General features: G+C 54.1%; 26 protein-coding genes. 17 read left to right on the top strand and 9 right to left on the bottom strand.

Features of this window, described 5'->3' with window-relative positions:
- Positions 1 to 211: 211 nt before the first annotated feature.
- Both LQZ19_RS18675 and LQZ19_RS18670 read right to left on the bottom strand, forming a co-directional pair.
- On the bottom strand, positions 212 to 1,951 hold the full coding sequence (locus LQZ19_RS18675) for a peptide ABC transporter substrate-binding protein (RefSeq protein ID WP_411049205.1): 1,740 nt from the start codon (positions 1,949 to 1,951) through the stop codon (positions 212 to 214).
- 12 nt (positions 1,952 to 1,963) lie between these two features.
- Positions 1,964 to 3,358 carry a TP0584 family protein gene (locus LQZ19_RS18670; protein WP_411049204.1) on the bottom strand — a complete coding sequence of 465 codons (1,395 nt, stop codon included), beginning with the start codon at positions 3,356 to 3,358 and terminating at the stop codon, positions 1,964 to 1,966.
- Positions 3,359 to 3,444: 86 nt separating this feature from the next.
- Between LQZ19_RS18670 and LQZ19_RS18665 the strand changes: the two genes are divergently transcribed.
- Genes LQZ19_RS18665 through LQZ19_RS18650 form a run of 4 tightly spaced genes read left to right on the top strand, consistent with a single transcriptional unit; the run spans position 3,445 to position 6,852 of the window.
- Positions 3,445 to 4,263: a hypothetical protein gene (locus tag LQZ19_RS18665; protein ID WP_411049203.1), complete on the top strand. Its 819-nt coding sequence runs from the start codon at positions 3,445 to 3,447 to the stop codon at positions 4,261 to 4,263.
- Between the two features lie 42 nt (positions 4,264 to 4,305).
- Positions 4,306 to 5,487 carry a DUF8086 family protein gene (locus LQZ19_RS18660; protein WP_411049202.1) on the top strand — a complete coding sequence of 394 codons (1,182 nt, stop codon included), beginning with the start codon at positions 4,306 to 4,308 and terminating at the stop codon, positions 5,485 to 5,487.
- Positions 5,488 to 5,491: 4 nt separating this feature from the next.
- A complete protein-coding gene (locus LQZ19_RS18655) occupies positions 5,492 to 6,196 on the top strand; it encodes a hypothetical protein (protein WP_411049201.1) in 705 nt (234 codons plus the stop codon).
- 11 nt (positions 6,197 to 6,207) lie between these two features.
- Entirely contained in the window at positions 6,208 to 6,852 is a 645-nt protein-coding gene (locus tag LQZ19_RS18650; RefSeq protein WP_411049200.1) for a hypothetical protein, read from the top strand.
- Positions 6,853 to 6,862: 10 nt separating this feature from the next.
- Here LQZ19_RS18650 and LQZ19_RS18645 read toward each other — a convergent pair whose 3' ends face one another.
- Positions 6,863 to 7,288 carry an aspartyl protease family protein gene (locus tag LQZ19_RS18645; RefSeq protein WP_411049230.1) on the bottom strand — a complete coding sequence of 142 codons (426 nt, stop codon included), beginning with the start codon at positions 7,286 to 7,288 and terminating at the stop codon, positions 6,863 to 6,865.
- Positions 7,289 to 7,393: 105 nt separating this feature from the next.
- A complete protein-coding gene (locus LQZ19_RS18640; RefSeq protein WP_411049199.1) occupies positions 7,394 to 10,099 on the bottom strand; it encodes a hypothetical protein in 2,706 nt (901 codons plus the stop codon).
- Positions 10,100 to 10,244: 145 nt separating this feature from the next.
- On the opposite strand from LQZ19_RS18640, the gene rpsP reads away from it, so the two are divergent.
- From rpsP to LQZ19_RS18575, 13 genes are all read left to right on the top strand, one after another.
- Positions 10,245 to 10,493, top strand: coding sequence for a 30S ribosomal protein S16 (gene rpsP, locus LQZ19_RS18635; RefSeq protein WP_010257848.1), 249 nt, complete (start codon positions 10,245 to 10,247; stop codon positions 10,491 to 10,493).
- Positions 10,494 to 10,541: 48 nt separating this feature from the next.
- The gene (locus LQZ19_RS18630; RefSeq protein WP_411049198.1) at positions 10,542 to 10,775 is read left to right on the top strand and encodes a KH domain-containing protein; all 234 of its coding nucleotides are present in this window, start codon (positions 10,542 to 10,544) and stop codon (positions 10,773 to 10,775) included.
- 20 nt (positions 10,776 to 10,795) lie between these two features.
- Positions 10,796 to 11,302 carry a ribosome maturation factor RimM gene (gene rimM, locus LQZ19_RS18625; protein WP_411049197.1) on the top strand — a complete coding sequence of 169 codons (507 nt, stop codon included), beginning with the start codon at positions 10,796 to 10,798 and terminating at the stop codon, positions 11,300 to 11,302.
- The gene (trmD, locus tag LQZ19_RS18620; protein ID WP_411049196.1) at positions 11,299 to 12,078 is read left to right on the top strand and encodes a tRNA (guanosine(37)-N1)-methyltransferase TrmD; all 780 of its coding nucleotides are present in this window, start codon (positions 11,299 to 11,301) and stop codon (positions 12,076 to 12,078) included. Before rimM ends, trmD begins: the two co-directional genes overlap by 4 nt.
- Complete coding sequence (gene rplS / locus LQZ19_RS18615; RefSeq protein ID WP_411049195.1) at positions 12,075 to 12,485, top strand: 50S ribosomal protein L19; 411 nt, start codon at positions 12,075 to 12,077, stop codon at positions 12,483 to 12,485. The genes trmD and rplS overlap by 4 nt, the downstream gene beginning before the upstream one ends.
- A gap of 144 nt (positions 12,486 to 12,629) precedes the next feature.
- A complete protein-coding gene (locus LQZ19_RS18610) occupies positions 12,630 to 13,613 on the top strand; it encodes a hypothetical protein (RefSeq protein ID WP_411049194.1) in 984 nt (327 codons plus the stop codon).
- A 5-nt stretch (positions 13,614 to 13,618) separates the two neighbouring features.
- Entirely contained in the window at positions 13,619 to 13,864 is a 246-nt protein-coding gene (locus LQZ19_RS18605; protein WP_411049193.1) for an EscU/YscU/HrcU family type III secretion system export apparatus switch protein, read from the top strand.
- On the top strand, positions 13,861 to 15,066 hold the full coding sequence (locus LQZ19_RS18600; protein ID WP_411049192.1) for an HD-GYP domain-containing protein: 1,206 nt from the start codon (positions 13,861 to 13,863) through the stop codon (positions 15,064 to 15,066). Before LQZ19_RS18605 ends, LQZ19_RS18600 begins: the two co-directional genes overlap by 4 nt.
- The gene (locus LQZ19_RS18595) at positions 15,056 to 15,412 is read left to right on the top strand and encodes a YraN family protein (protein ID WP_411049191.1); all 357 of its coding nucleotides are present in this window, start codon (positions 15,056 to 15,058) and stop codon (positions 15,410 to 15,412) included. The genes LQZ19_RS18600 and LQZ19_RS18595 overlap by 11 nt, the downstream gene beginning before the upstream one ends.
- On the top strand, positions 15,409 to 15,618 hold the full coding sequence (locus LQZ19_RS18590) for a hypothetical protein (RefSeq protein ID WP_411049190.1): 210 nt from the start codon (positions 15,409 to 15,411) through the stop codon (positions 15,616 to 15,618). Before LQZ19_RS18595 ends, LQZ19_RS18590 begins: the two co-directional genes overlap by 4 nt.
- On the top strand, positions 15,590 to 16,075 hold the full coding sequence (locus tag LQZ19_RS18585; RefSeq protein WP_411049189.1) for a hypothetical protein: 486 nt from the start codon (positions 15,590 to 15,592) through the stop codon (positions 16,073 to 16,075). Before LQZ19_RS18590 ends, LQZ19_RS18585 begins: the two co-directional genes overlap by 29 nt.
- 18 nt (positions 16,076 to 16,093) lie before the next feature.
- Positions 16,094 to 16,807, top strand: a complete 714-nt coding sequence (gene mtnN / locus LQZ19_RS18580) for a 5'-methylthioadenosine/S-adenosylhomocysteine nucleosidase (protein WP_411049188.1) — start codon at positions 16,094 to 16,096, stop codon at positions 16,805 to 16,807.
- 42 nt (positions 16,808 to 16,849) lie between these two features.
- Positions 16,850 to 17,326: an S-ribosylhomocysteine lyase gene (locus LQZ19_RS18575; RefSeq protein WP_411049187.1), complete on the top strand. Its 477-nt coding sequence runs from the start codon at positions 16,850 to 16,852 to the stop codon at positions 17,324 to 17,326.
- Between the two features lie 12 nt (positions 17,327 to 17,338).
- Here LQZ19_RS18575 and LQZ19_RS18570 read toward each other — a convergent pair whose 3' ends face one another.
- From LQZ19_RS18570 to LQZ19_RS18550, 5 genes are all read right to left on the bottom strand, one after another.
- Positions 17,339 to 17,716 (bottom strand): hypothetical protein, encoded by a 378-nt coding sequence (locus tag LQZ19_RS18570; RefSeq protein WP_411049186.1) that lies wholly within the window; start codon positions 17,714 to 17,716, stop codon positions 17,339 to 17,341.
- Positions 17,717 to 17,742: 26 nt separating this feature from the next.
- Complete coding sequence (locus LQZ19_RS18565; protein WP_411049185.1) at positions 17,743 to 18,423, bottom strand: fructose-6-phosphate aldolase; 681 nt, start codon at positions 18,421 to 18,423, stop codon at positions 17,743 to 17,745.
- A gap of 47 nt (positions 18,424 to 18,470) precedes the next feature.
- Positions 18,471 to 22,022, bottom strand: a complete 3,552-nt coding sequence (locus LQZ19_RS18560; protein WP_411049184.1) for an adenosylcobalamin-dependent ribonucleoside-diphosphate reductase — start codon at positions 22,020 to 22,022, stop codon at positions 18,471 to 18,473.
- 122 nt (positions 22,023 to 22,144) lie between these two features.
- Positions 22,145 to 22,354, bottom strand: a complete 210-nt coding sequence (locus LQZ19_RS18555; RefSeq protein WP_411049183.1) for a hypothetical protein — start codon at positions 22,352 to 22,354, stop codon at positions 22,145 to 22,147.
- Positions 22,341 to 22,631, bottom strand: a complete 291-nt coding sequence (locus LQZ19_RS18550) for a hypothetical protein (protein WP_411049182.1) — start codon at positions 22,629 to 22,631, stop codon at positions 22,341 to 22,343. Before LQZ19_RS18550 ends, LQZ19_RS18555 begins: the two co-directional genes overlap by 14 nt.
- Positions 22,632 to 22,740 lie beyond the last annotated feature (109 nt).

The raw sequence follows: 22,740 nt of genomic DNA, 5'->3' as shown, positions 1-22,740 counted from the left end.
TATCATAAAGCAAAGCAGGGTAACCGGAACCAAACCCCTACGAACAGGCGCCGGTGGGGGCGGGGGAGCCACAGCGCGGGATATTTGGAATTCCCTGCTGGAGGAGACCTACTGGGCTCCGCAAGCAGACTCTACAAGCATCCCGCGATGGGGATTCCCCGCCCCCACCGGCGTTTTTTCGAATGACCTGTGTACTCTTTTTAACAAAACCTTATTTCGTCAGCAGCACTACTCCCGGCAACGGCCGAAACGCCTTAAAAGAAAAATATTTAACCGGATGTATATCCAAAGCATTGGGGAACCACCCCTCCAACTCATCGGTATCAACAATATTCACCGCAGGGCTGTAGGATATGGGAAGCACCGCGCCGCGGTCCAGGAGCAGTTTTTCTGCGGCGGCAAGGGTCGCCATACGGGTCTTGCCCTCCTCCGTCATGGATCTGTCCATCAGTTCTTCGTAATCCGCATCGTTGTAACGGGCGTCGTTCAGGTTGGAATCCCGGCGCCACATCTGCAGGAAGGTGTAGGGGTCGGGGAAATCGCCAATCCAGGTTGAAAAGGCTACCTGATAATCATTCTGTTTAAGGGCCGTAAAGTACTGCCGGTAGGGGATCACCTCTACCTTAACCGGTACACCCAGTTCTTCCTTCCAGGTCGTAGCCATAAGGCCGCCAATCCGGGCAGCCTCGGGGGACGGGGTCAGGCGGATCACCAGTTCCGGCAGACCCATACCATCGGGGTAGCCGGCCTCGCTTAAAAGGCGTTTGGCCTCATCAATGTCCGTGGTATCCAGACCTTCAACTTCGGGATAGCCCTGGATGGGATAGATGAGGGTTTTGGCGGGCAGAGAATGGCCTAAGCGGATCTGGTCCCAGGGTAAGGCTTTGGAGAGGGCCTGACGAACCCGGTAATCGGTCCAGGGCTTGGCGGTAGAACGGATGTAGTAATAGTGCGTGGCAAACATGGGGGTCACCACGATACCGCTGCGGTCGGTGAGGGTTTCGGGATTAAACTCCCCGGCTATCCACCGGACCTCTCCGGAATTCCAGAGCGCCGTGGCTTCATCCCCGTCTTCAACAAACTTGAGGGAGATCTTCTTTAGAGCCGTACGGGCCGCATCCCAATAGAGTTCATTCCGGGTAAGCACGATGATGTCATCGGTCTGCTCCACCATATAGAAGGGGCCGTTGGATATCGGGACGCCCTGGGACCAGTCATCAATTTTCAGCATAGCGGGATGGACGGGACTGAAAGAATGGTGGCAGAGCATACTGGGAAAGAAGGAAGCCGGATTATTCAGGCGCACCACCAGCTTCCTCAGCTCCGGCGCATGGATACCGACCTTGTCCGGATCGTTGTTGTTACCCAAACGATAATCCAGCGCCCCTTCGATGATATCAAAAAGGGAGGAATAGGGAGACTGTTTTTCCGGATTCAACAGAGAAAGCCATGAGGCGCGGAAATCTTCCGCCCGAACCGGATCTCCGTTCCAATACCGGGCATTCTCCCGGATAGTAAAGGTCCATTCCTTCTTATCTTCCGACACTGTCCAAGCGCTGGCAGCAGCCGGAACCGGTTCCATGGTAAAGGGGTGATAGGAAAAAAGCCCCTCATAAAGGGCGGTATAAAGCTGGGCTTCACTGGCCAGATAGGATTTCCGAAAATCCAATTCCACTTCGCCCTTGGAAACCGCCATGGTCAGCTCTTCCCGGTTTACAATCTGAGGCCGGGATTCGGCAAAATCCGGCAATTCCCGGTCGGTTTCGGGAGCAGCCCTATTCGGTTCAGCCTCCGGCGGCTCAACAGCAGGGGGAGTTTGTTCCGTCAGGTTTGGCAGGCTCCCGCGTCCCGGATCATCCCGTATGGGCGCGGCGCTGATGCACACCGAAGCCAAAAGAAAAAGACCGAGGCTGATTAAAGACACCCTATATAGCTTTCCTGTTTTTTTCATGTCCTATGCTCCTTATTCACCGGAGGAGATACCCAGCTTCCTCATTTGCTCTTCTTCTTCCTTCTGGGCGCTGTACTCGTGGCGTCGCTGGTTTGCCTTAACAATAGCATTTTTCATGGTAGCCAGTTCCGGCTTTATCCCCTTCACCTTATCCCGGTCTTCCCGGCCCGCTTCGATCTTAAAAAAATCATCCAGGGCGCCTAAAACTTTATGAATGGTCTGTATTTCCCGGATGTTTTTTTCCAACATCCCCATGAGCTGGTTCTCGTTCATGGACTGCATCTTATCAAAGGCGCCGCCGCTCCGGGATGCCAGGGCCGTGAGGGTACGGGTCTTCCGATCCATTTCACCCCTAAATTGGGCAAAGTCTATCTTTTCCCTGACCGGCGCCCCCTTAACGGGATCCATATACTCCACATCGAAGACGGTCGGGTCCGGTTCCTTATTCAGCATCTGCTGAATAACCCGTTTGAGTTTGTCCCAGAAGCCGTTTTTCCGGTTTTCCATAAGGGCGGCGTTTTCATCCAACTTTACCCCCACCTCATTCAGGAACGAACCAACCGAACCGATAGCGTTAAGCCCTTCGATCAGGATATTTTTAAAAATAATCTGGGGAGCAACAGTTTTCGGCCTCGTATCCGGCACCGTCATTTGTTTAATGACCTCATCCCGCAGGGGCTTTCCTGTATTGGAATTTTCCTTAACAATCTCCGCCACCAAATCCGGATAAAAGGGCTTGCCCGGCATGGCGGTGGCGAATTTTTTCCGTATGGTGGGTAATACCGAAGCTTCCGACTCCGTCAGAGTACTAAGTACGGTGGTTCGCAGTTCGAGTTTATAGGTTTCCCGGTTGTAATCGGACACCAACTTGAGATAGGAGAGGATACTTCCGGTGGTTTTAGACAAGTTGGACAGAGATTCATTGATGATACTGGCGGACAGGGGATCTGCTCCGGCCTTTGCCGCATTTAAGATCTCCATCATGGCCTTGTTATTAGGCACTTCGCTGTTATTGCTAAGCCTGGTCCAGTCAATAAACCGTACCAACCCCAGGATACGCTTTATTTTCTCCACCGTGAGAAAATCAACGCTGAACTGATAGAAATTAACCAGAAAGTCAAGCTGATTATCGTAGGAGGACAGCCGAAGACTGTACTCATCCTTATAGTCACTCTCGGCGAAGGGGGCGGTATCCGGCACCTCAAGCTCCCCAATCTTTACCTCGTTTTTATAAGGATCCTCAATGATCAGCCCTTTTTTAAGGAACAGCTTATAAAGCGCCACAAACGCCGTATGAAAAGTACGGAATTCTTCCTTTAATTTGGGCAGTTCCGATTTTTCAAGCCAGTCTGCCCGGGCAGCCAAAACCTCGGTAAGTGTCTTTAGATAATCGTTATCACCAGCCATTCTATAAGCATTATGCAATAAATAAAAAATTTAAGCAATGAATAAGTTCGGTAATGCAAAATTCTGAAGTGATACATAAGCCTTGTATGAAAGGAAATAATAGATTTCTGTTTTTCGTCCTAAGCTTGGCCCTGGGAGCCTGTGCAGATCCGGTTATTCCTTCGGAATATGCGGTGAATTTGCCCTCCCTTCCGGCTCCATGGCAGGAAATGTTGGGAAGCCCCCACTGGCGCCTGGTCTGGTCAAACCCCCAGGGTATCCCCCAAACTCTGGAAACCGGTGCGGGAGGTAAAATCGCCATCACCACGGTCTCGGAATGGGCTACCCCGGTTCTGGCTTTCCCCTACTGGCCCGGCCGGGGCATACTTCCCGGGGAAATGCGTCCCGCCGGGGGAATACTACCCTTCGACGTTTCGGGAAGCACGCTGCAGCTCAGCTGGCAGGGCGGCGCGGAAGCATGGTTCTACCGGGAACTGGCCGCGGCCGGAAATACCGCAGCCGGAACCGTCGATACCGCGGCGCTCAACAAGCGGCGGCCGGAATACTTCGACTGGCCCCGGTTCCGGTCCCTCATGGATAGCGATGCGGTACCCGAGGCGATCCGGGAGGATCCCTGGCGGGCGGACTGGCATGATATAGCGATCCGCACGGTCCAATCCGGCTTTGACCGGCGGCGTATCACAGCCCAGAAAGGGGAGGAACTTCTGGTACCCAGGAATACTCTGGCTAAAATCGGGGACCACGGACCGGAAGGCCCCTTCGCCGGGCCATCCCCCTTCGCTAAACCCATGATCCCGGAGCCAGGGGTGGGATTCCGGTTTAGAGTCACCTCCCGCTCGGATACCTACGTTTCCGCCGAGGGCATACTCCGGGTAAGCAGGGGGGTATGGATATGGAATCCATAATACCTTGTTAATAGTTTTCGTAATTTATACCGTAATTAAAGTATGGTACTACCCATATTGTTTTTTCTCTCCCTTCTCTCCTGTTCAAAACCGCCTATAGCGGCTCCGGTATTGGCGGAACCGACGCTGCCTGAAATGCCCTCTGCTGAGTACGGCCAGTATCCCCTGGCGCTTTTGCAGAGCGGAGAGAATCCCCTCTGGTTTGAATTGGGTGAAAATGGACCGACGCTAATCCCCTCTCCGGAGGAAGCGTTCTTGAGTCCCTTTATTCCCTGGCCCCTGTCCCTGCGGATCGCAGGTATTCTTGCCCGGGAAGACCGGATCATCCTGGGAATAAACCGGGAGGGCTTCCTGGTTTTTGTACCCTGGACAGGGATGGAGAATGCAGGGATAGCCCTGTACCGCATTGATAACAGTACTTATTGGAAAAATTATTCCGTAGAGTCCCTTTTCTTCTTTAATGATACCCCTGCAGCCATGATATACCGGAACGATTATTTTATTGATACTAACATCCCGCCGCCTTCGCCCCGGGTCTGGGGCTTGAAACCCGGTGTCGGAATAGGGGAACTGGATATCCCCGCTTTTGCGGACCTTCCCCCGGAGGACGGCTGGGATCTGGAAGATCTGCAAGAAGGACCGGATGAACGGTGGTATTACCGGGCGATAAAGAAGGGAGGAACCGTCCGGGGGCTTGGATATTTCCGTACCGCCAACCTTTCCCTTGCCGGAGAACCGTCCTCGCCCGGAGCCTTACAGAGCGCCTTCCAACCCCGCACGCTGGAACAGGCCCCGGCCCCGTTGCGACAGATCCTTGAAGCATCCCTGGGAAGCGGAGCGTCCCCTGGAATAGCCGGGGTAGTTTCCCCGGGATTCTCCAGCCTCCGTTATTACGCAACACCTGCGGCAATGAAAAATATCCGGGAGAATGTCCTGATATATCCCGGTTACTACCAGGGCGGTGACAACGAAGCTATCGCCCTACTTATCAGTCCCGCCGGAGAAGGTTTTATCGGAGCAACGATAGGGGATAATGTTATGCTCCGGGAATTTGCCCTCCCCCCGCTGCCCCAGGGCTTTGTCTATACCGGCGCCGCGTTGATCACCCTGACTCTCCCCGATGAGACCCCCTCCCGGGCGGTACTGGGAACTTGGGAAGAACAGGATGGCTGGAATGTGGGCGCCGCAGGGTTTGTTCTCGCCGGTACGGATGTGTTATACTAAAGCTATGAGATCCGTTCCCCGAACAACTCTTTTGGCGGTGTTTTTTGTTTCTGTCCTTACCGCCCTTCCACTGGGGGCACAGACCGTTCCAGAACTTCCAGCGAAGCTCCCCGCGGAAAAATTTACCCTGGCTTTGCAGGGCTCTGTTCTTGCCTTTCCCGAGGATAACGGCCTGGACTCGGATTCCGGACCTATCCTACCTTCCCTCGGTATTCTGGCGGCCTGGACTCTGGTTAAGTCCTTTCAAATAGAGCTGTCCCTGGATTTTTACGGCGTCTATTACGCCTACAGTTACAAGCTGGATCGGCCCGTCCCGGCTATTCCGGATAACCGTTCTGCCTTTGTGATCGGTTCTATTCTGGGCGTTCAGGCCTTAAAGACCTTCCCCCTTTCCGATACCCTGCGGCTCCGTGCCTACGGCGGCCCCGCAGCGGATCTGCGCATCTGCCTAGTCGCGGACGGTCTTGAGGGCGAGGATGAAAAGGATGCCTCTAAGCAGACCAGTGACATCTCCGCCTATTTCTGGGACCGGGGCCACTGGTTCATGCCGGTTATCGGCGCAGGCCTGGACTTTAACTTAACCGAAAAATTACGCATGGGGTTAGACACCCGGGTCTGGTTCCCGGCCTACCGTCTCTGGACCGGCGAGTCCCTGCCGTCTATCGAGGGCTGGCGATTTGGCGTTGGGCTTAGGTTCAACATACTATAATGGAGTAGGCGATGACTAAGACTAAACCGGTCTTCGGTATCCTCATATGGTTTTTCCTGACCCCCTTCGTTTTTGCAGTGGATCCTCCGGATCCGATGGATCCGACAAATCCGTCAGACACGAATACACTGCTGGATACCATACTGGAATCTGCAAGCCCGGCGGATGAAGATTTTGATGATGAGGATCTCGTCATGGACATTGATCCTGAAATGACGGTCTATTACGATGACAGAAACGAAGCGGATTATGTGGAAATACGGACGGCGGAAAAAATCGAAGAGTACCATTATCTAAGCCATATCAAATACAGCGACCTTATCTTTGTCCTCAGCGACCTGCTCCGCAGAATCACCCAGGACGGCTACCAATGGTCCTCGATTCCCGCGATTTCCTACGAAAAGAGTGAGGAGATAGTACTTCTGTACCGCAAGGATCTGGTGAATGACATTGTGTATGGAATCGTACAGTTTCCCGATTTTAAAGTCTGGTTGAGCGGTATCCGGGAACAGGATGCGGAACACCGGTTCAATGCCGGGAGCGGCCGGGATATGATGACCCTGGTGTTTTCATTTGCCTCCTGCCTGGCCCAGGCGGAGCGGGAACTGGGCATCAAACAGCTTGATTATACGATGAAGTTTTTTAAACAGGACTAGCCGGGAAGGGCTACGCTCCTATTCCACAGAGAAGTGTTATTACTTCATTACCGTGGGCGCCTACTAATTCCTGCCCCTTCGGATTCACAATTAAATCCATATCTTCCAGCGGGATAGCGCCGAGAAGAACACAACCCTGGCCGGATACTACCAGGGAAGGACACGCCGTTTCGCGGTCATTCCAATGAATTTCTACCGGTTCCGTTACTTTGCAAACTTCCTCAACATCATTGGCGAGGGAAGCGCTCCGTAGTCCCCGTATGGAAAGCCCCAGTTTTTGCCGGATTTCTTCGTTAATAACAAGCGTCCCCGCACCGGTATCAACGAGCGCCCGCACCGTTATTTGACGGACCTCTTCCTCCCTAATATACCCACGCTGAACATTAGCCACATCTGCGGCGTTTTTCAAGGTTATTTCTGCGCTTACGGTTCCCATCACGATACCCCCTATTGCTATCAACTTCTGACATGGTTTGATTATACTGAAAAAAGGGGGAAAAGCAAGGATTTTCGTTAGGAACATGACATATGTCATGCCCCGCTATATCAGCTTATGTTCCTTCGCGGCCCGGCTTAGCGCTCCGTTCCAGTAATGACGGGAGAGGAACGACCGGTTTATTTCCGCATCGTCAATGCGGCTGGCCCTGCGCTGAAGACGCTTGTAGGCCATGCTGACCGCGGTGTCCATGTCTACCTCATGGGCCCCGGATTCACCGAGTATGCAGTAATAGGCGAAAAAGTAAAAGGCGCTGTTAGGGTCCATATCGGAAAGCCGTTCATCCCGGATAATCAGCTCTATACTGCGGCGGGCATCCGCATGGCCGGCCTTGTCCAGACGGCAGAGGGCAAGAGCGCGGTAGGCGGAAATCATGGAGGACCGGAATTCCTTTAGCGAAAAGAGCAGCAATTCTCCCTGGGAAAAACCGCTCCGCCAGTCGGGCTGCTCGATAAAGAGAAATTCCTGATCCGGCAATTCGCCCAGGAGCTTATCCGAAAGTTCTACGGTTCTTTGATAATCCTCCGCCAAATAGGAAGCTTCAATTTCAAAAAAACGGGCGTCAGTATTCGGAAACTGCGTTGCAAGTTGCGCGGGAAATTCATCGCTTCCAAGAAAAACTGCGGACCGATAGGCCCAAGCTTCCAGGGTATCCGCCGCCGCCGGGTGGAGACCAAACGAATTGTGCTGCAGCTCGGTGAACATATCCAGGGATTCCTTATACCGGCCTGATTCAAAGAGGAGTTTCCCCCGGAGAAACCTTGCCCGGTCCGCCCAAGCGGAGAGCCCCGCATTTAGGGCGGTCTCCTCCGCCTTGAGAGCCAGGCGTTCCGCCTTGGCGATATTGCCAAAAAGAAATTGCGCTGCTGCTGCATAATAGGCGGATAGGGCATATTCCTCAAAGTCTTCGGATTTTTCCGCCTGTTCCATGGAAAAGGAAAAATACTCTATAGCATCGGAGAGCCGCCCTTTGGATAGGTTCACCAGGGAAAACACACGGTATGCCTGGGCGAGCCCCCTGTTGCCGGACTGTCCCTGGCTTATGTGCATAGCGTCCTTGATCAGTTCTGCGGCCTTGTCTGTATCGTGGATCCCCAACTTATATATGGCCATGTAGGAAAGGAGACGCACCTTATAAGATGGAACTTCCTCCTCCGGTGGCAGTTCCGCAAAAGCAGCGGCTATATCTCCATCATTTCCCCGGAGCAGGCTTTCCAAAGTCCGAAAAATATAGAGCAGCGCCGGTATGTGGGAGGACCCGACAAGTTCCGCAAAACGGGATTCCTCAATAGTTCTTCGCAGGGTACTACAGGTTCCGTTTATCAAATCCCGCCGAAGAGCTTCCAAAACCAGTTCCTCGGGAGCCGGGATCCCCAGATCCGCCAAGGCTTGGAGCAGCTTAAAACCGGGGCGCAGTTTTCCTGCCTTAACCCAGTCTAGGAGACGGTTCCGTACCATCTTCTGTATCCGGTCCTTGCCGTCTCCCAGTCTCCTTGCTCCCCGCAGAGGGTCCTCCGTAATTTCAAGTAGCCCCATGGAGGCGATCATATCCAGCGCCCGGGAAATCATAACAGGATTTTTTCCTTCCTCCTCAAAAAGCCGGAGAAACAGAGCGGGTGGGAAATATTGCCGAAAAAGGGATACCGCATAGGCTATCTCCCACAAATCCTGCGGGATCTGTGAAGAATCTGCCGGAGGCGCCAAAAATTCCGGAGAAACCTGCAATATCCGGGGGAAAACTACTTCCCAGTTCCCCAATACCGATACCGGCTCGTTCGAGCAGGTTCCGTAAATATGTACACCGCTACTTGCAACGAAGTTCCCCGCGAAACAATCGATAAAAACCTTTGCCGCCACCGGATTCGCCAGGTGGATGTTTTCCAGGAGGATCACCGGGCTAATTCCCCGGTTTAAGGCAAGGCTGATATAATTTTCCAGGAGTATTCGTAAAAAATGACCCGTTTTCCGGATCGCAAAGGGGGTAAATTCATCTTCAAGACGTTCCTTGAAAATAAAAACCCCAATGGTATCCAGGGTTTCCAGGGATTTTGGGGGAATAAGTCCCCGGATAGGAGGGCTTAGGGCATCGGTGAAACAACTCAAACCGGTACCGCCGGAACCGAAACGGATAACCAGGGGGGGATAATCGCCCAGGATAGTCCCGGCAAACCGGGAAAGGGCCTCCCGCTTACCAATATAGCCTGGACCCATCAGCACCGCCCTCCGGCTATTACCCGAGCTTAGGACGGATTGGATCTTTTCGCTGTACGGGGAATTTAAGGCCCCAAGCCGAATAAAAGTTTTTAGCTCCCGTATCTGCCGATAAGCGGAAAACGATGTTTCCGGAGCATCGTTACCAGGGGACTCGTCAAAAACCACATAGGGGTCCAGATAGCGCCGCAGGATCTCAGAACACCAGATCCCGGTACCGCCGGAAATGCGGGGCAGTTGGCGGAGAAGGGCCGGTCCATCCTCGGTGATATCCCGGCCAAAGATACAGGTATGTCCATAAAGTTCTGAATCAGCCTTTTTAAGGGCCTGGAGAACAGCCTCCAAGACCAGGCGTATATCTAAACCAAAACCTATGGTATTCTCATCAAAGGAAGCGGTGATACAGCGGTATTCCGCCCGAACTTTGGCTCCGGATGCCTCCGCAGCCCGAATAATGGCGTTTTCCAGGGAAGTGATCAGATTTGATCTGGTACGGCGGAGTTGAGACTGGTATCGTAAAGAAAACAACATTTGTATCATGGGCTAGTATATGGATAGTCCAGAAAATGGGGAGCGTCAAGGGCGTTAATTCGGTCCGGCATAACGCAATTGACTAAAAATGATCCGCTTCGTATAATGACACTTCACGCTCTCAAATAGAGGGCAACATAGCAGGAGGATCTTCATGAGCGCCAGAATACGGCTCAAGAAATTCGGTACTAAGAAACGCCCCTATTACCGCATTGTAGTTATTGATAAACGGGCGCCCCGGGATGGCATAACAATCGAAGAATTGGGATATTATCACCCCATTGAAGCGGAAGATAAGCAGATTGTTTTCGATGCGGATAGGGTTAAGGTTTGGCTTCAAAACGGAGCTACCGCAACTGATACGGTTCGCAGGATCCTGAACAAGAAGAACATCTCTTTATAATTTTTGTTCTTTGAGGGACTTTAGTCCCAGGGACCTTGAGGAGTGCCTATGGAAAAGGATCTGGTTGAGTACATCGTAAAATCCCTGGTTGATGATCCCACTTCGGTTGAAGTGACGGTGGTAGAGGGCGAAAAGTCTACCATCCTGGAACTGAGGGTAGCAGCGGGGGATATCGGTAAAGTTATCGGTAAACATGGCCGTATCGCCAAGGCAATAAGGACCGTTCTCCAGGCCGCCACCGCTAAAGACGGGAAACATACGGTTCTGGAAATCCTGGACTGATATCAGCATCCAAACCGGAAATGACTGAACAATTTGTGGTAGCCCTGGTGGGCGCCCCCTTTGGTGTTAAGGGCTTTGTAAAAACAAAGCCCCTTTCGGGGGAGTTGGAACATCTGGAACAACTTGAAACGGTTGTTCTCCGCCGGGAAAATCACGAAACCCTGTTTTACATAGAAGAAACACAGATTATCGGCGCTTCCCTGGCAATAAAATTCCGGGGAATTGATACGCCGGAAGCTGCCAGGACCCTTTCCGGGGCGGAAATGCTTGCCGATCGGGACCATGCGGCGCCTCTGGGTAAGGATGAATACTACGTTGAGGATCTGCGGGGCATACCGGTTACGGATCCCCAGGGTACGGTGCTTGGGGAAATTCGGGATGTACTTGAAGGCGGCGGGGGCCAGCTGATAGAACTGAAGCTTAGCGGCGGGGAACTCCGGCTGGTCCCCTTTAGAAAAGAATTTTTTGGTGAAGTGAATACGGAAAATCGCCGGGTGGTTCTGCTGGAACAGTGGATTTTGGAATGAAATATACGGTACTGTCCCTCTTTCCGGAGATTATCGACGCTTATTTTGCCAGTTCCATCATGGCCAAGGCAGTAAGCCGGGGTATTGTGGAATACCGGCCGGTAAATATCCGGGATTTTGCCCTGGATAAGCATAAAACCTGCGACGATGCCCCCTACGGAGGCGGTGCGGGGATGTTGATGCTGCCGGAGCCCCTGGGCCGCGCCCTGGAATCCGCAGGCGCCAGGCAACGTTTTGTAGAATCAGCGGGGGCAGGCAGCGCCGGACGAAGTTCAGGCCGTGTTATATATTTAAGCCCCGGCGGCCGGCCTTTTACCCAGGATGTGGCTGTGGAGCTGTCCCGGGAGGCAGAGCTGATCCTCCTCTGCGGCAGGTACGAGGGGATAGATCAGCGTATCATCGACACCTATGTGGATGATGAAATCTCCGTCGGGGACTACGTGCTTTCCTCCGGGGAAGTGGCAGCCCTGGCGCTGATAGACGCCACGTACCGGCTGGTGGATAGGGTAATAACGGCGGAGTCCCTGGAGGAGGAAAGCTTTTCCGGGGGTCTCCTGGAGTATCCCCAGTATACACGGCCGGAGATTTATGATACACTTCGGGTTCCGGAGCTTTTGCTTTCGGGGCACCATGAAAATATACGGCGTTGGCGCCTGAGAAAACGGGTCGAAAAAACCCTTGCCCTGCGGCCGGATTTAATCCGCCGGGGGGAGGAGATTGGCCTCTTCGATGGGGAGACCCGTAAACTTATACAGGAACTAGGGGGAGAAGGATGAACGAGATACGGGCCATAGAAGCCTCCCAGATGAAGGATGAATTGGACGATTTCAAGGTCGGTGATACCGTTAAGGTTCATTTTAAGATCGTTGAAGGAAAGACAGAGCGTATCCAGGTGTACGAAGGCCTGGTTATTGCCATGAAAAATTCCCGGGTAGGAAGGACCTTTACGGTGCGGAAAAATTCCTACGGCGTTGGGGTTGAACGGGTATTCCCCATTCATTCACCCCGGGTTACCCGGGTGGAACTGACCCGCGCTGGCCGGGTACGCCGAGCCAAGCTCTACTATATTCGGGACAAGATCGGTAAGGCTGCCAAGATTCGGGAACTTATCGTCAAAAAACACGCCAAGACCGATGAGGCTGTACCCGAGAAACCCGCGGCAACTGAAAGCGCCCAGAGCTAGTGTTCTGTCTAAGACAGATAACACAATAGGAATTCTACACCTTCTTTTTTCGCCTTATGCGCCTCGCGGTTTTATTATTTTTAGATATTACAGAGTACTAGAGCCCTCCCGCTTTGCCGGGATGGTGAAGGAGAATTCCCTAGTATGAAGCTCGGTGGGCCGGAATTTGCTGCGCGGGAAACTCCGTTGCAAGTAGCGCGGGAAACTCCGTTGCAAGTAGCGGGACACCCCGAAGGACGTATCGGAAATGCCGAAGCGCCCCGTTCGGGAGTCTCCGCCGAAGGGTCCCCTCCGGACATGGTCCGGATTGCTGCGCCGGGTTTTAAGGAGCTCGCCCTTTCCTTGGGGTTTCCCCAGGACAAACTTACATCATCCCTGCTTTCTTTTATAAAGTTTTTTTCCTTACCCCTGGACCCTAAGCTGATCCAACAATTCCGTCAGGAAGTACTGTCCCTAAAACTTGCCCAAGCCCGGTCCGGCGCTCAGGCTGCCGCCGCAGCCGCAGCTAAAGGCGTTGCCCTTAGCGCAGAAGCCCTGGCGAAGTATTCCGCCGCTATTGCCGGCGATGAGCATGACGGCGGCGATAGCGGGACTGAACCGGAGGATGGCGCGAATCAGGGTGGCGGGACCGGCCGGGATGGGCAGGGAGGCGGTGAAACCGGGCTGAACAGCGGAACGAAGCACAAGGACCGGGACGGGTTGAACCCTGAGCAGTTGCGGGATATGGTGGAGGGGATTGAAGGGGAGAATCCCCTTTTGGGTATTCTGAATAAACTTCCCGGGAAAGACGGGCGGCGCTGGATTGTCTTGCCCTTTTCGTTCAACGCCGGGGGTGTTGATTTTAGGGTATCGTTGAGAATATTATTAGCCGATAGTAACGCTGTTCCCTGGAAAGCGGAATGTATCGCCCTGAATGTGACGGCCGGACACGATGGTATCCAAAACCGCTGGGCCTTTACCCTGGAGGATGCGGCGCTTCCGGCGAATATTGGCAGCGGGGCTCCGGTTTTTGCCCGGGCTCTTGTTAGTGTCTACCCTCCCCCGGAACATCCCGCAGCCTTAGAGGGGAAATTACAGGAATTACTGGGAACCGTTGCGAAGAAAATTACCCTGGTTGAAGAGGTATAATTCCGGTGAAAAAAGCATCCGCCATAGCCTACTCTCCGGATATGCCCGCCCCAAGGATCATTGCATCGGGACGGGGCAGGGAAGCGGAGCAGATCATCGCCATAGCCCGGGAAGCGGGGATTACCGTGGTGGAGGATCCCGGCCTGGAGGCGCTGCTTAATGCCGGAAAAACCGGGGACTATATACCCGAATGGTGCTGGGATACGGTGGCGAAGATATTAGCATTTGTGATCGCGAGGGAAAAAAGATGAAACAAATCGCGGTACATGATTTACGGGAAGGGCTGGTATTTTCGCACCCCATCTATATCGAAAAAACCAGTATGGTTGTACCCGCGGGAATGGCGGTGCGGCAAAAGGATATCGACCGGCTCCAGGACTGGGGCATCGAGGTAGTGGAAACCGAAGGAGCGCCCTTGGGGGAAGATTTGGCGGAGCGCCCTTCCCCGCCGCTTAACCAGGATACTTCGGCCATAAGCAATGCGGAACGGGCCGCCATGCGGGATGACCCTAAAAAGATCCTGTCCCTGGCGGATGTAAAGGAGCCCAGCGGATCCTATCGCAATTATACCGGGCTTATCTCCTGGTTGGCCCGGGTGTTCTCCTACATTTCCAGAAAGGTTCCTATGGATATCCGTTTTATAGACGGCATTACCCAGCGGATACTCAAAACAGTCCGGGAAGAGCGGGATGGTTTTATCACCTATATTCTGGGCGGCGAGGTACGGGGCCATGAATTTGCCAAAAGCTCCGTCAATACCGCCATACTCTGCGCCCACATTGCCATGGAAATGAAGTTTCCCAACCACCGGATTATACAGACCATCACCGGAGCGCTGCTTCACGATGTGGGGATGCTCAGACTTCCTCCGGATCTGATCAATAAGACGGGGAACCTTTCAAAGGAAGAACTCCACCATATACAAAGCCATACCCTGTACTCCTATAAAATCGTCCATGAAGAATTGGCCTACCCCGAAGAAATGGGGGCCCTGGTATTACAGCACCATGAAAACTGGGACGGATCGGGCTATCCCCAGGGACTGGCGGGTGAGGAAATACACTTCGGCGCCCGGATCGTCTCTGTGGCGGACGCATTTGAGGCCATGGTCAGCCAAAAACCCTACCGTAATTCCATGCTGGGCTATCAGGCCATGAAAAACCTTTTGGCGGACAATTCCCGGCGTTTTGGTCCGGATGAGCTCAATGCATTTATCAAGATCATGGGGGTTTACCCCATAGGGTCCATCATCCTTCTGAATAACGGCTCCATGGCCCGGGTTGTGGAAGTCCGGAAAGACGCCCCCCTCCGGCCGAAGATCGCCGTACTGGTGGACGCGACGGGAAAGGTTTATAAGCAGTCCCAGGAGGAGCTTATCGATTTACTAAACGAAAAAAATCTTTTTATCGTCCGGGCAATCAACCCCAAGGAATTGACAAAGGATGCCATCTAAAAGTTCCAAGGGCCGGGAGGGGGAAAACAAAGCGGCGGAAGTCCTGGAAAGGAAGGGTATGCGGATCATTGCCCGGAATTTCCGTTCCCGAACCGGAGAAATCGATATTATCGCCCAGGAAAATGAGACAATCGTATTTGTAGAGGTAAAAACCTGGGCCCACTATGGGTTTGAGGACCTTCGCTTAGGGATAGATGAAAAAAAGCAACGCCGAATCATAGAAACAGCTAAGTATTTCCTTCTGGAACATCGAAAATATAATGGAATGGGTATCAGATTTGATGTGGTTTTTATAAGCCCTACGGATATTGTCCATCTTGCATCAGCGTTTATGGAGCGTGTATGATAAGGGTACAGCGGGGAACTTCGCTGGTAAGTCAGCCGGAGAACCAGGCAGGAACCTCACGATTAGAGCTGTTAAGAGCCAAGGTAAATAGTGAGGACTATCTTTACGAAGCGATTCAGCGCATGGCGCAGATCATAAGTAATGAACTCCTGGGTATTCCGCATGGAGGGATGTTTCATGAGCGGCAGCGGAAAGGGAGGAAATAATCGCCGGGGTTTTCGGCGTGGTAAGGATAAAGAGAAGGAAAACTGGGCTAAAGACGGGAAGAAGAAGGGGGGCGATAATCTCCGTTTCGATAAAACCCGTGGTATCATGGTTGACCGGCCCAAGTGGGTCCCGCCTGTTGTGTCTACCGAACCGATTCCGGTTCCCGACTGCCCCTACTGCGGAAAGCCTATCAAGGATCTTTCTGCGGCCCTAAGCGATAAGACCAGCGGGGAGGCGGTTCACTTTGACTGTGTGATTACCAGGCTGGCGGAAAACGAAAGGCTGGAACAGGGGGACGCGGTTACCTACCTTGGCGGCGGCCGTTTCGGCGTAGTTCACTTTACCAACCCCAACGATACCCGGGGTTTTACAATCAAGAAAATATTTGAATGGGAAAATAAGGAAAACCGGGCGGAATGGCGGAAGTCCCTGGCGGATCATTTCTCCATCACCTAATTATATCACGAGGTAACTATGATTGGTATTATTGGCGCTATGGAGGATGAGGTAATCTTGCTTCGATCCGCAATGGTGGATATCCACACCGAAATTATCGGGGGCTATGAATTTTACTCAGGCGTTCTGGAGAAGAAGCAGGTGGTGCTTCTACGTTGCGGTATCGGCAAGGTGAATGCGGCGGTGGGCTGCGCACTCCTTATAGACCACTACAAGCCGGAACTGGTGATCAACACCGGGTCCGCCGGGGGCATCGACCCCTCACTCAGCTTTGGGGATGCGGTGATCTCCAACGGGCTGGTCCAACACGATGTGGACGTTACCGCTTTTAACTATGCCCCGGGCCAGCTTCCGGGTATGCCCCCGGTATTTACGGTTCCCGAGGATCTGATACGCCGGGGAGAAGCGGCGGTGGACAGCCTGAAACAGGAGGGGCTACTGCCGCCGGAATTTAACCACGTGCGGGGTCTCATCGGTTCCGGGGATGTGTTTATGCATGAGGCGGATCGGATCGACGGGGTCCGTAAAACCTTCCCCGCCATACGGGCGGTGGAGATGGAGGGGGCCGCCATAGCCCAGGCCTGCCACCTCTTTTCGGTCCCGGGCCTGATCATCCGGGCCATTTCGGATATCGCCGGCGCGGAATCGCCGGTTACCCACGACGAATTCCTGCCCATTGCGTCAAAGCACTCGGGGGAAATTGTGCGGCGTATCGTACGGGACTGGAACTAAAATGAAATATCGTAGATTATTATCCCTATAGGAGATATCATAATGGAAAAAATTGCTAGTTTTCAGGTGGATCATATTCGCCTTCTACCGGGGCTTTATGTATCCCGGCAGGATAAGTTCGGGGATACCATACTTACTACCTTCGACATGCGCTTTAAACAACCAAATAAGGAACCGGTGATCGATATGCCGGCCCTGCATACCATTGAACACCTGGGGGCGACCTTCCTGCGCTCCCATAAGGAATGGGCGAACAAAACCGTTTATTTCGGGCCCATGGGATGCCGCACGGGATTCTATGTGATTCTGGAAGGGAAACGGAGTTCTGTCGAGGTTTTGCCCCTGATCGTGGAATTGATGGACTGGATCCAGGCCTTTGAGGGGGACATCCCCGGGGCCGCCCCTGGGGAATGCGGCAACTACTCGGAACAAAACCTGAATATGGCCAAGTGGGAAGCCGCCCGGTACGGGGCGCTGCTGAAAAAAGCGGGGAAGGAAAACCTGAACTACCCCGCTTAAGGGCATGGGCTTTTAGTGCTTTATCGTTATGGTAAGTGGATTGGGCTCATAGACCAGGGTTATGGGCGGTTTTGCCCTTGTGCCTACCCATTTTTGTGTTTCCGCCACGTACATCCGGGTGATCTCTAAAACAGATTCCGTATCCCCGTAGGTAAAAACACCCGCGTAGAGGGGAACCCCATCTACTTCCAGGGACCAGGTTTTGCCCTCAAATATAAAGGTGCATCTTTCATCGGTGAGGGGATCGTAATAATCGTAGGGGCTAAGCTGATCCAGGGGCGTAGACGCTTTACCCGAAGGTGAAGGTGTGGAAGCGCAGCCGGTCAAAAGAATAGCAAGGACAAATGCAAGGGTAAGCGCCATTGCGGGACATATTCCTGTTTTTTTCATGATTTCTCCTTTTATAGAGTATACCCCTAAAGTTCCGTAATTGAAACATCTCCCTGTATCGAAACCCAGGCTTTATGAAAATCGTCAACCGCAGTTTTGATGATCGATATACCGAAGGCGTCGTGGAGTATGTGGTCCGAAACGGTTACGCTGTGGGCCCCGGACGCCATGGCATCCGCGGTCTGGCGTATATTCCTGAAACTGGCGGCAAGAATCATGGCATTCATTTTTTCCCGGTCCAGCACATGCCGTAGGGTCCGGATGGAGTGGTCCGCATCAATGTCCATGTTCTTCATGCGGTTATAGTACAGGGCGATATAATCGGCCTCGCAGGCGGCGGCCATGAGCCCCTGGATCTGGGTATAGATGGCGGTGGCGGTGATTCGTACGCCCCGCTTCCGCAGATACCCCATGGCCTTAAAGCCTTCCTCGGTGGAGGGAATCTTGATAAATACCCGATCGTCGATCTTTTTTAGGATGGTTTCCGCTTCCTTAATGATACCCTGGGCGTCTTCGGCAATAACCTGAACATGCAGGGACCGGTCGGGACCGATTATTTCCCGAATCTTCCTTAGGTGGGAGAAAAAATCAATTTTTCCTTCAACTTCAAGAATGCTGGGGTTACTGGTTACCCCCGCAATGGGGAATAAATCAACGCACCGGGTTATGGCATTCAAGTTGGCGGTATCAAGCATAAACTCAATCATGGAATCTCCTTTTTTCTCCCCTACTCTATGCTAAAACAACCGTATTGTTAACTACACCCCGTGGTTCCTCCGCAGGTATCACACTTCATACAGGTGCCGTTCCGTACCAGGGTGAAGGAGCCGCAGGCAGGGCATGGGTCGCCTTCGTAACCCTTGATACGGGCCTGGGCGATCTTGGCGGCATCGCTTTCGGCGGCGGAAGGCGCGTCCTTAGCAGTTTTCGCCGGCCCTTCTTTGTGGACAGGGAACTTCGTTGTAAAAGGCGCGGATTTTTCGCGGAGGTGGCGGGCGGCGCCGGGATGCTTGGCTTCCGGGACTTCATTTTTGGGGCTGTTATCCAGCAGATCCTCGGGCTTGATTTGGCCCAGGTCGGTACGTTTGAGATAACTGATGGCCAGATCCCGGAAGATAAAGTCGATGACGCTGGTGGCCAGTTTTACATAATCGTGGCCCTGGACCATACCGTTGGGTTCAAACTTGGAGAAGATAAAGGCGTCCACGTATTCCTCCAGGGGTACCCCATACTGGAGCCCCAGGGAGACGGCGATAGCAAAACTGTTGAGAAGGCTCCGGAAGGCGGCCCCTTCCTTGTGCATATCCAGGAAGATCTCCCCCAGGGAACCGTCGGCGTATTCCCCGGTGCGGATAAAGATGGAGTGCCCCCCCAGCTTGGCCTTCTGGGTATACCCCACCCGGCGGTTCGGCAGGGAACGGCGGCGGCCCCGGACATCGGTTGGGGCAACGGTCTTGTAGTCGGCCCGGCTTTCGATGGCGTGGTTCGGGCTTTCCAGTCCCCGCTCCAGGGCCAGGATGGTATCTGCCAGGGGATCCGTACCGGGGGCAAGGGCGGACAGGGGCTGGGAAAGTTTGGAACCGTCCCGGTAAAGGGCTACCGCCTTGAGGGCGCTCTTCCAGGAAAGCATATAGGCGCCCTTCACATCCTCATAGCCCGCGTCGTTGGGCATATTGATGGTCTTGGAAATGGCCCCGGAAATAAAGGGCTGCGCCGCGGCCATCATGCTGATATGGGCGGTCCAGGCTATGGAACGTTTGCCATTTTTCCCCGAGGGGTTGGCGGTGTCAAAGACCTCTAAATGCTCCTTTTTAAGATAGGGCGCCCCTTCCAGCCCCATGGTTCCGCAGGCGTAGACTTCCGCCTCGTCAATATCGGCGGGGCTGTAACCCAGGTGCTTCAACAGGCTAAACCCCGGCAGGGACCAGGTGGATTCCGGCACCCGGAGGGTTTCTTCTACAAAAGCTTTGCCTAAAATCCAGGGGTTAAAGACCCCCTCCAAGCCGGTAGCAGTCTTTACCGCATCCTCCACGGCAGCCAGGGCGGCGGGGCTAAAGCCCTTGGCTTCCAGGTCCTCCAGGGAAATCTTCGGCGCCCCGGCCAGGGTTTTCCGGCCCGTGGCGTAGGCGATGATCCCGTCGATCTGCTCCGGGGTATAGCCCAGGGCTTCCAGGGCCGGGGGAACCGACTGGTTGATGATCTTGAAATACCCGCCGCCGGCGAGTTTCTTAAACTTAACCAGGGCAAAATCGGGCTCCACACCGGTGGTATCGCAGTCCATCAACAGGCCTATGGTTCCCGTGGGGGCTATGGCGCTGACCTGGGCGTTCCGGTAGCCGTGGGCGTTCCCCAGGTCCAGGGCGCGATCCCAGGCAGCCCGGGCCGCCTCCAAAAGGTAGGCGGGACAGGCTTCAGCCTCTATACCCTTGGGCGGGGTGTGCACCTGCTCGTACTCCGCCGCAGGGGCATTGTGGGCCGCCCGGCGGTGGTTACGGATCACCCGGAGCATGGCCTCCCGGTTTTCGCCGTAGCGGAGGAAGGGGCCGAGACCGGCGGCCATGCGGGCGGACTGGGCATAGGCTTCACCGGAAAGCAGGGCGGAAAGGGATGCCGCCACGGCCCGGCCTTCGGCGGAGTCATAGGCCAGGCCCATGAGCATGAGCAGGGTACCCAGGTTAGCGTAACCCAGGCCCAGGGTACGGTACTCGTAGGAAAGCTGGGCAATCTTCGGCGCCGGGAACTGGGCCATGACCACGGATATTTCCAGGATGGTGGTCCAGATTTGGATGGCGTGGAGATAACCTTCTATATTGAAGGTTTTACCCTGTTTGTCGTAAAGGGCGGCCAGGTTTATCGAAGCGAGGTTACAGGCCGTATCATCCAGGAACATATACTCCGAGCAGGGGTTGGAAGCCCGGATTTCCCCGCCCGCGGGACAGGTATGCCAGTCATTGATTGTAGTATGGTACTGGAGCCCCGGGTCCGCGCATTGCCAGGCGGAACGGGCAAGCTGGGCCCAAAGATCCCGGGCCTTCACGGTTCGGGCGGTCGTATGGTCAATCCGGTTTGAAAGCTCCCAGTCCTCGTTGTCCAGCACCGCCCGCATAAATCCGTCGCTCACCCGCAGGCTGTTGTTTGAGGACTGCCCGGAAACGGTATTGTACGCCTCGTCGTCCCAAGCGGTGGTAAAGAGCCGAGGGTTCACATCGCTATCACCCTGCTCCAGCCGGCGCAAGAGTTGGTAGAGGTAGGTGGGGGGTACCTTCTCCTTCAGGGAATTCCCCAGGGCTGCGGCAAGCTCGTGGTTTTTTTCGGCGTTAAACTTATCCTCCTCGGGTCCCCGCCAATCCGCCAGGGCCTTCTTAAGGGCGTCCAGGTTTTTTTTCACCACCGCCGAACCGGTTACCATGGAAGCTACCTTATGTTCCTCCCCAGCCTTCCAGTCTATGTACTTCACCACATCCGGGTGGTCTATATCCAGGGTGACCATCTTGGCCGCCCGCCGGGTAGTACCCCCGGACTTAATCGCCGAAGCGGACCTATCCCCAATCCTGAGAAATGACAGGAGCCCCGAGGAAACGCCCCCTCCGGAGAGTCCCTCCGCCGCCGCCCGAATCCGGGAAAAGTTGGACCCCGTACCGGAGCCGTACTTGAAGAGCCGCGCCTCCCGGGTAACCAGGTCCATGATACCCCCGTCGTTCACCAGGTCGTCCTCCACCGAAAGGATGTAACAGGCGTGTACCTGGGGCCGTTTATAGGCGCTGTCGGATTGCTTGAGTTTATTGTCTTCAGGGTCGAAGTAGTAGTGCCCTTGGGCGGGGCCGTCTATACCATACACGGCGTAAAGCCCGGTATTGAACCATTGGGGGCTGTTGGGGGCGGCAATCTGACGGGCCAGCATGTAACAGGTCTCGTCGTAGAAGGCCCGGGCATCCTCCTCGCTGTCGAAGTAGCGGCTTTTCCGGCCCCAGTCCATCCAGGTATAGGCCAGGCGGTGGAAAACCTGGCGGCTGTCGTGCTCCGCGCCGTCTTCGGGCAGGGGAAATTCGGCGATTTTTTTAGCTGCGCCGCCTGCGGCCCACTTTTTCCACTCCGCCCCCTTGTCCACCGGGACCCCGGCTTTGCGAAAGTACTTCTGGGCTATGATATCCGTAGCGATCTGGCTCCAAAAAGAGGGGACGATCACCGTATCCTCTTCAAAAATAGCCTTCCCATCGGGGTTACGGATTTCGCTGCGCCGTTTTTCCCACTGAATATCTTTATAAGGTCCGCTTTGCGGATCCGTAAACAAGCGTTGGATTTTCATAACCCCATCCTTTATGCCATACATATAGCGTATCAATATTTATAGTACGCCATATAAAGGGGAGTTGCAAGGGGAGAGGACGGAGGAATTTGGGGATGGTTCCTCACTCCGCATTAGCTACGTCATACATCCGCAGCGTCCAACGCCGCTTGTAACGCAGACCGCGCCGAAGCGTCCAGCTTCCGGGGTTTTGTACCGCCGCGTTGCCCATGGGGGTTTGGGATGGCCCGGTACGCCCCTCGATCCAGCGCGGCATACACATCGGCCACCAGCTTATCGGCCACCTCGTCGGTAATCGGCGTGCCATCATCCAGTGTTTTAATCGTGTTCATCCGGACCTCCCTCGGACCAATCGGCCCGTTGCAATTTTTTCAGTATGTCGATAACTTTCTTAGTCGCTTTCATGGCGTGGATGACAATCTCCTCGCCGTTAATCTTTACTACGGTAACCACTTCCAGCGCCCGCAAGGATCGGTCAAAGCCTATGTAAAGGAGCTTCTGCGGTTCATCCTCAAGCTCGATGACCTCAATGGCATGCTCAATAACATAGATGATGTCCGCATCACTGACCCCATGCTTCCGCGCCGAATCAATTATTTTCAAACCCATATCCTCAACTATACCACAAACCTACCATTCCCGCCACGGCCCGAGGAGAAGTGACAGGGCAAAAGCATTTACTAAAATCTCAAGAAGAAGGAGAAGGGAGCCGATAAAA

It is taken from the genome of Treponema primitia, from assembly GCF_046533075.1.
Taxonomy (GTDB): domain Bacteria; phylum Spirochaetota; class Spirochaetia; order Treponematales; family Breznakiellaceae; genus Termitinema; species Termitinema primitia_B.
This window is presented reverse-complemented; position numbering and strand designations above follow the sequence as displayed.